Here is an 8,333-nt window from a genome sequence, read left to right on the forward strand (position 1 = left end):
GGAGCGCGTGTTATCCAAGGGATTTGACATTCTCTATCTGACGGATGATGTAGACGAATTCGTTCTGCAGATGTCTGAGTCTTTCCGCACCCGTATTCGTACATTTTGAAGGCAACTTTTTCCCCCAGCTCCTCATAACATTCCACCAGCTGCAGCAGATCCGCGTCCTCTTCGCCGGTGCCAAGGCGCCTGCCCAGACGGCGCCGGGCGGCATAGGCTTGCTCCAGCAGCGCCGAACACTCGCTGCCCGGTTGGAACAAGCTCTCTACTTCCTTTGCTTCCGGCGGAAAATAGTTCCTGAGATCGTACATTCCCAACAGCAATTCGTAAATACGCCTGGCTTTCAAATCGGTCGCGTTGTTCACTTTGCTTCTCCTTTTCCTTTTGTTAAAATACTTGTTCATGTTGAACAGTGTTTACCAATATTGTCTCCATTCTAACATAAAATAATGAATGTTGAACAGTATTTACCAATTTGAACGGGAGGCCGATGTGTTCAAGATCAAAGCGGATGACGGAACCAACAATCTCTGCGGTGCCAATGTGCGCCGCATCCGACTTTCCAAAACGCCTCGCCTTTCACAGCGGGGGCTGGCGGCGCGCCTTCAGGTGATGGGATACGACGTGGACCACCACATGATCCGCCGCATTGAGACCGGCGAACGTTTTGTCACAGACATCGAACTGGCGCTGCTGGCACAGGCATTGAACACCAGCATCAACGAGCTTTGCCGCGCGCCGGAGGAACCGAAAAAAGCGCCCTGACCGCATCGGGTCAGGGCGCTTTTTGCTTTGAATGTACCGTTTATTCCGGTGCGGTCCAGTTCCGGGCGCGGCCCACCGCTTTTTCCCAGCCGGCCACCTTGCGGGCGGCGGTCTCGGGCTCCATCTGAGGCTGGAACGCGCGGTCCAGCGTCCATCGGCCGCGGATCTCGTCCAGATCCTTCCACACGCCCACGGCCAGCCCCGCCAGGTACGCGGCGCCCAAGGCGGTGGTCTCCCGCACTTTGGGGCGCTCCACCGCCATGCCGGTGATGTCCGCCTGGAACTGCATCAGCAGATTGTTGGCCGAAGCGCCGCCGTCCACTTTCAGCGCGGCAAACCGGGCGCCGCAGTCGGCCTGCATGGCCTCCAGCACGTCCCGGGTCTGATAGGCGATGCTCTCCAGCGCCGCCCGGATGATGTGGTTCCGGTTCACGCCGCGGGTCAGGCCCACAATGGCGCCCCGGGCGTACATGTCCCAATAAGGCGCGCCCAGGCCCGTGAAGGCGGGCACCACATACACGCCCGCGCAGTCCTTCACCTTTCCCGCAAAATACTCGCTGTCGGCGCTCTCGTTGATCAGGCGCATCTCGTCCCGCAGCCACTGAATGACCGCGCCGCCCACAAACACGCTTCCTTCCAGCGCATAGCGCACCTTGCCATCCAGGCCGATGGCCACGGTGGTCAGCAGGCCGTTTTTGCTCTCCACAGGCTGGTCCCCGGTGTTCATCAGAAGGAAGCAGCCGGTGCCGTACGTATTCTTGGCTTCGCCCCGCTCAAAGCAGGCCTGGCCGAACAGCGCGGCCTGCTGGTCGCCGGCGGCGCCCGCCAGCGGCACTTTGGCGCCTCCCATCTCCACATAGCCGTACACACAGCTGGAGTCCCGCACTTCGGGCAGCATCTCCATGGGGATGTCCAGCCAGGAGCAGATCTCCGGGTCCCACTGCAGGGTGTGGATGTTGAACAGCATGGTGCGGGACGCGTTGGTCACGTCGGTGACGTGCACATGGCCGTCCGTCAGTTTCCAGATCAGCCAGGTGTCCACGGTGCCGAACAGCAGTTCGCCCTGCCGGGCCTTTTCCCGGGCGCCGGGCACATTGTCCAGAATCCATTTGATTTTGGTGGCGCTGAAATAGGCGTCGATGAGCAGGCCGGTCTTCTGCTTGATGGCCTCGCTTTTTCCCTGGCGCTCCAGCTCCTCGCACAGGCCTGCGGTGCGGCGGCACTGCCACACGATGGCGTTGTACACCGGGCGGCCGGTGCTCTTTTCCCACACGATGGTGGTCTCGCGCTGGTTGGTGATGCCGATGGCGGCGATGTCCTTGGCGGACAGGCCGCTGCGGGCCAGCACCTCGGTCATCACGCCGTACTGGCTGGCATAAATTTCCATGGGATCGTGTTCCACCCAGCCCTCGCGGGGATAGATCTGTGCATATTCCTTCTGCGCGATGCCCACAATGTTCTGCGCGTCGTCAAAAATCACCGCCCGGCTGGAGGTGGTACCCTGGTCCAGCGCCATGACGTACTGCTTCATAGAGCCGCCTCCTTTTCCGTTACCGCAGCGCGGCGATCAGCGAGATTTTCACCTTGTATTCCGGCACGGCCAAATGCCCCTCGGTCACGCTGCGCACAGGTTCGAACCCGTCTGCGACCCACTGGTCCCACACGGCGTTGAACGCACCGTAATCCGCCATGTCCGCCAGAGTGATGGTGGCGCTGATCACGCGGCTGCGCTCTGTGCCGCCGCGGCACAGAATGTCGTCCAGCTGTTTGAGAACGTCCTGGGTCTGTGCGGTGATGTCCCCCGCAAGATCGGTGGTGGTGATGCCGCTGGTGTACAGCAGATCGCCATACGCCACGCTCAGCGCGCGGCGGCCGTTGGTGCCGTTTCGTTTGATTTCCATAGTGCCATCCTTTCCGGCGGTGCGCCTGCACAACGCCAAAAAACTTTTCATTTCCTGTGAATCCTGCTATAATACTTTTAATTATATGCCCTTTTTGGCAGGCCGCAGGAACTTTACACTTGATTCTGCGTTCATTCTAACATTTTTTGCGAGGAAATGCCATATGAAAAAATGCGCCGCCTGCTTTGCCGCCCTGGTGCTGCTGGTCGTGGTCTGCGCGTCGCCCGCCATGGCCGCGGGCTTTGAGCTGCCCGAGACCGTGAGCCTGACGGCAGCCGAGGTCTACCTTGTCAATCTGGACACGGGCATTGTGGTGTATGAGAAAGACGCCGACACGCCCCGCAGCATTGCCAGCCTGACCAAAATGATGACCGCCCTTCTTCTGATGGAACAGGTGGGGGATCTGGAGAACACGATGATCACGGCCGAGCGCTCTTTGTACACGGGCGCCATCATCGAAGAGGGCTCTTCCACCGCGGACATTCAGCCCGGCGAAACGGTCCGGGCGCTGGACATGCTGTACGCCATGATGCTGCCCAGTGCCAACGAGGCCGCCGAGGCCGTGGGCTATTATCTCAGCGGCGGAAACCTGAACAACTTTTACGCCATGATGAATGCCCGCGCCAAGGAGCTGGGCTGCACCAACACCCAGTTCACCAGCACCAACGGTCTGGTGGACATGGACGGCGGCAACTACTCCACGGCCCACGATTTGTTTTTGATTGCCCAGGAGTGCTGGAAGCATGAAATTTTCCGCACGGTGTGCGGCACCTCGCTGTACTGGATGCCCTTCACGGACAACGCCAAGCACTCCACGGCCGCCTATCCGGAGCAGAATCCGGACGCGGCTTACTTCATCACCACCACCAACCGGATGATCCAGCCCTCGTCGGGGGTTTACCGCAGTTATATCAAAGGCATCAAGACCGGCTCCACTTACGCGGCCGGGCGCAACTTTGTCTCCGCCGCGGTGAACGACAACGGAGAGAGCTTCATCGCCGTGGTTCTTGGCTGCCCCTGGGACGCGGCCGAAGACGGGTACGCCTACAGTTTTCACGACACCGCCGCGCTGTACGACTGGGTGTTTGACAATTTCTCCGTGCGCCCCGCGCTGGAGACGGACGTTCCCATCACCGAAGTGAAGGTGAATTACTCCGCGGACGTGTCCTCGCTGAAGCTGTACCCCGCCAGCGACATGAAGACCATTCTGCCCAACGACAGCGGCGATCTGATGGAATATTCCTTCGACGTGCCTGCCGACGGAGTGGACGCGCCCCTGTCCCAGGGCGACAAAGTGGGCACCCTGACGCTGAGCCTGTCGGGGCAGGTGATCGGCACCGTGGATCTGGTGGCCGGGCAGGACGTGAGCCGCAGCCTGTTTCTGTACGGGCTGGCCCTTGTGAAAAGCGCGCTGACCAGCACGTACGTGAAAGTGGTTGCGGTGCTGACAGTGCTGTTCTTCACCGGATACGGACTGCTGTTCTGGTATGTGAACAAGAAAGAGGCCGAGCGCCGTGCCCGCCGCCGGGACCAGCGCGGACCGCGCAAACCGTGACCAACCGCCCGCGGGCGGAACAATACACCCAAACTGAAAGAAAGCCGGGATCATTTATGACCAATATCAACCAGGAGCGCAACCTTACCCTTTTGATGGATTTTTACGAGCTGACCATGGCCGCGGGCTATTTTGAGGAGGGCTACGCCGACAAGGTCGGCGTGTTTGACATGTTCTTCCGCAAAATTCCCGACGATGGCGGCTTTGCCATCGCGGCCGGACTGGAGCAGTTCTGCCAGATCATCGACAATCTGCACTTCTCCGACGAGGACATCGCCTATCTGCAGAGCAAGGGCTGTTTTTCCCAGCGCTTCTTGGACTACCTGCGGAATTTCCAGTTCCACTGCACCATCTGGGCGGTGGAAGAGGGCACGCCCATCTTCCCGGGCGAACCCATCGTCATTGTGGAGGGCCCGGCCATTGAAGCACAGCTGATCGAAACGCTGCTGCTGGTCACCTTCAATCACCAGAGCCTGATCTGCACCAAGACCAACCGCATCGTGCGGGCCGCCAAAGGCCGCCCCATCATGGAGTTCGGCTCCCGCCGGGCCCAGGGATACGACGCGGCGGTACTGGGCGCCCGGGCCGCGTACATCGGCGGCGTGGTGGGCACGGCCTGCGTCATGGCGGACCGCCAGTACGGCATTCCCGCACTGGGCACCATGGCCCACAGCTGGGTGCAGATGTTCCCCTCGGAGTTCGAGGCCTTCAAGCGCTATGCGGAGCTGTACCCCGACAACTGCACCCTGCTGGTGGATACTTACAACGTGACCCGCAGCGGCATTCCCAACGCCATTCGGGTGTTCAACGAAGTGCTGGCACCCATGGGCAAGCGGCCCAAGGGCGTGCGCATCGACTCCGGCGACATCGCCTATCTGTCCAAGCGGGCGCGCCGCATGCTGGACGAAGCCGGCTACCCGGACTGCGGCATCTGCGCTTCCAACTCGCTGGACGAGTACATTGTGCGGGACCTTTTGGTGCAGGGCGCGCAGATCGATTCCTTCGGCATTGGCGAGAACCTGATCACCTCCAAATCCACGCCGGTGTTCGGCGGCGTGTACAAGCTGGCCGCCGTGAAGGACGGCGACGTGTACACCCCGAAGATCAAGATCAGCGAATCGGTGGAGAAGATCACCACTCCGCACCTGAAAAATCTGTACCGCATTTACGACAGCGAGACCGGCAAAGCCATGGCCGACTACATTACCATGTACGACGAAGAGGTGGACGTGTCCGGCGGCATCACCCTGTTTGACCCGGTGCAAACCTGGAAAAAACGCACCTTCCAGAACGTACATGCCAAAAAGCTGAACACCCTGATCTACAAGGACGGCAAGCGCGTGTACAAGAACCCCGCCCTGCCTGACATCCGCGCCTATTGCGCCGCCCAGGTGGAGACGCTGTGGGACGAGGTCACGCGGTTTGAAAATCCCCACGGGTACTATGTGGACCTGTCCCAGAAGCTTTGGGACGAACGCCAGCGCCTGCTGGACGAATTCGGAAAGAACTGATGCATCTGCCGTGGGCACACACCGCCCGCGGCAGATTTGTCCTGTCTTGAGGAGGAGCGATCATGTCTACAAAACCAGCGCCCCTGCGCCGTTTTATGCCCTATCTTCTGCGGTATAAGGGCATTTTGCTGTTTGATTTGTTCTGTGCGGCCCTGACCTGCATCTGCGAGCTGGTGCTGCCGCTGATGGTGCGCACCGTGACCAACATGGGCGCCGAAAACCCCGCCGGGCTGACGGTGGGCTTCATTGTGCGGATGGGCGCTTTATACGGCGTGCTGCGCCTGGTGGATGCGGCGGCCAACTACTTCATGGCCAACACCGGCCACGTGATGGGCGCGCGCATTGAAACGGATATGCGGCGGGACGCCTTCAGCCATTTGCAGAAGCTGTCCGACGCGTATTTTGCCAACACCAAGGTGGGCCAGATCATGGGGCGCATCACCAACGACCTGTTTGATGTGACCGAGTTCGCCCACCACTGCCCCGAGGAGTTTTTCATCGCCGCTTTGAAGGTGTCTATCTCCTTTGTGATCCTGTCCCGGGCCAATCTGCTTTTGACGTGTATCGTTTTTGCGCTGATCCCGGTGATGGCGGTGTGCTGCGCCTTTTTCAACCACCGGATGAAGGACGTGTTTCAAAAGCAGCGCCGCCAGATCGGCGAATTGAACGCCCGCATCGAGGACACGCTGCTGGGCGAACGGGTGGTAAAGGCCTTTTCCGGCGAAGAGGTGGAAAAACAAAAATTCGAGCAGGACAACTCCCGTTTTCTGAACATCAAGCGGGAGACCTACCACTGGATGAGCGCATTCAACACCACTACCCGCCTGTTTGACGGCCTGATCTATCTGGTGGTGCTGGTGGCGGGCAGCTTTTTCATGCGGGCGGGCCGCATCCAGCCCGGCGACCTGGTGGCCTACATGATGTACGTGACCACGCTGCTGACCACCGTGCGCCGCATCATCGAATTTACCGAGCAGTTCTACCGGGGCCTGACCGGGGTGGAGCGCTTCTGCGAGATCATGGACGCGGACGTGGACATTCTGGACGAGCCGGGGGCGGTTCCCCTGCAGAACGTGAAGGGCGATATCCGGTTTGAAGATGTGAGCTTCGAATATCCCGACGACCACCACAAGGTGCTGCACCACATTGACCTGCATGTGCGCGCCGGCGAAAAAATTGCGCTGGTGGGCCCTTCCGGCGGCGGAAAGACCACGCTGTGCAACCTGATCCCCCGTTTTTATGACCCCACCGACGGCCGCATTCTGCTGGACGGCCAGGACATCCGGTCCGTGACGCTGCAGTCGCTGCGCCGTGCCGTGGGCATCGTGCAGCAGGACGTCTATCTGTTCAGCGGGTCGGTGTATGAGAACATCGCCTACGGGCGGCCCGACGCCACCCGGGACGAAGTGATCCAGGCGGCCCGGCTGGCGGGCGCCCACGAGTTCATCACCGCTTTGCACGACGGATACGATACATACGTGGGCGAGCGCGGCGTGAAGCTGTCCGGCGGGCAGAAGCAGCGCATTTCCATTGCGCGGGTGTTTTTGAAGAATCCGCCGGTGCTGATTCTGGACGAGGCCACCAGCGCCCTGGACAACGAGAGCGAATTCGCCGTGACCCAGAGCCTGGCCCGGCTGGCCAAAGGCCGCACCACGCTGACCATTGCCCACCGGCTGACCACCATTCAAAGCGCGGACCGCATTCTGGTGCTGGGCGGAACGGGCATCGAGGAAGAGGGCACCCACGCCCAGCTGCTGGCCAAAGGCGGCGTGTACAGCCGGCTGTGGAACAGTGCGCAGGCGCTGAACGAAACCTCTCTGTGACGACCGACCAAGGAGGGTCTGTATGCCGTACTTTCCGCTGTTTGTATCCCTTGCGGACCGGGATGTGCTCATTGTGGGCGGCGGGGCCGTGGCCCTGCGCAAAGCCCGCAGCCTGTCCGCTTTCGGGTGCCGCATCACCGCGGCCGCGGCCGCTTTCTGCCCCGGCTGGGAGACGCTGAACGCTGTCTGCCGCACCGCCGCGCTGACCGGCGGCGAACCGTGGCTGTGGGGAACGCCCTGGGCACTGGTGATTGCCGCAGCCGGCGACCGGGCCCTGAACCTTCGGGTGAGCGACGAGGCCCGCACCCGTGGCATCCCCGTGAACACGGCCGACGATGCCCGTGCCTGCACCTTTTACTTTCCCGCGCTGGTGCGGCGGGGCGATGTGGTGGTGGGCGTGTGCAGCGGCGGCAAGGCCCCCTTTTACACAAAGCTGCTGCGCAAAGAACTGGAGGCGGCCATTCCCCCCGGCGACGGCGCGCTGCCCGATGTGCTGGAGACCCAGCGCGAAGCAGCCCGCCGGGGCGGCGAGGAGGCGGCTGACCGCCTGATCCGCACGCTGCGCACCGCACTGGACCGGGACCCGGACCTTTCCGCGTCGCAGCTGCAGGCTTTGTGCGAGAAGTTCTGGCAGCAGACAGAAAATTACAAATAGTATTTTCCAATCATTTTATAATGAAATGGATTTTTGAAAACAGACCAAAGACTAACTATTAAAAGTCAAGTCTAAAATGAAAGGTTTTTGAATGAATTGCAAAAATGCATTTCAGATATAGTT

General features: G+C 60.7%; 8 protein-coding genes. 5 read left to right on the forward strand and 3 right to left on the reverse strand.

Features of this window, described 5'->3' with window-relative positions; genetic code table 11:
• Nucleotides 1-365: hypothetical protein (locus WMO24_RS00305; RefSeq protein ID WP_349214029.1), on the reverse strand; the 365-nt coding region annotated here is incomplete at its 3' end.
• A gap of 88 nt (nt 366-453) precedes the next feature.
• Here WMO24_RS00305 and WMO24_RS00310 point away from each other — a divergent pair.
• Nucleotides 454-765, forward strand: coding sequence for a helix-turn-helix domain-containing protein (locus tag WMO24_RS00310; protein ID WP_349214031.1), 312 nt, complete (start codon nt 454-456; stop codon nt 763-765).
• A gap of 40 nt (nt 766-805) precedes the next feature.
• Here WMO24_RS00310 and glpK read toward each other — a convergent pair whose 3' ends face one another.
• Both glpK and WMO24_RS00320 read right to left on the reverse strand, forming a co-directional pair.
• Nucleotides 806-2,296 carry a glycerol kinase GlpK gene (gene glpK / locus WMO24_RS00315; RefSeq protein ID WP_349214033.1) on the reverse strand — a complete coding sequence of 497 codons (1,491 nt, stop codon included), beginning with the start codon at nt 2,294-2,296 and terminating at the stop codon, nt 806-808.
• Between the two features lie 19 nt (nt 2,297-2,315).
• The gene (locus WMO24_RS00320; protein WP_349214035.1) at nt 2,316-2,666 is read right to left on the reverse strand and encodes a RidA family protein; all 351 of its coding nucleotides are present in this window, start codon (nt 2,664-2,666) and stop codon (nt 2,316-2,318) included.
• A 163-nt stretch (nt 2,667-2,829) separates the two neighbouring features.
• Here WMO24_RS00320 and WMO24_RS00325 point away from each other — a divergent pair, with 163 nt between their 5' ends.
• From WMO24_RS00325 to WMO24_RS00340, 4 genes are all read left to right on the forward strand, one after another.
• Nucleotides 2,830-4,221: a D-alanyl-D-alanine carboxypeptidase family protein gene (locus WMO24_RS00325; RefSeq protein WP_349214036.1), complete on the forward strand. Its 1,392-nt coding sequence runs from the start codon at nt 2,830-2,832 to the stop codon at nt 4,219-4,221.
• A gap of 56 nt (nt 4,222-4,277) precedes the next feature.
• A complete protein-coding gene (locus WMO24_RS00330; protein ID WP_349214038.1) occupies nt 4,278-5,732 on the forward strand; it encodes a nicotinate phosphoribosyltransferase in 1,455 nt (484 codons plus the stop codon).
• A gap of 62 nt (nt 5,733-5,794) precedes the next feature.
• Nucleotides 5,795-7,555, forward strand: a complete 1,761-nt coding sequence (locus WMO24_RS00335; protein ID WP_349214040.1) for an ABC transporter ATP-binding protein — start codon at nt 5,795-5,797, stop codon at nt 7,553-7,555.
• A gap of 22 nt (nt 7,556-7,577) precedes the next feature.
• A complete protein-coding gene (locus tag WMO24_RS00340) occupies nt 7,578-8,210 on the forward strand; it encodes a precorrin-2 dehydrogenase/sirohydrochlorin ferrochelatase family protein (protein WP_349214042.1) in 633 nt (210 codons plus the stop codon).
• Nucleotides 8,211-8,333: the final 123 nt, after the last annotated feature.

The organism is Ruthenibacterium intestinale (assembly GCF_040096265.1).
Classification (GTDB): Bacteria; Bacillota; Clostridia; order Oscillospirales; family Ruminococcaceae; genus Ruthenibacterium; species Ruthenibacterium komagatae.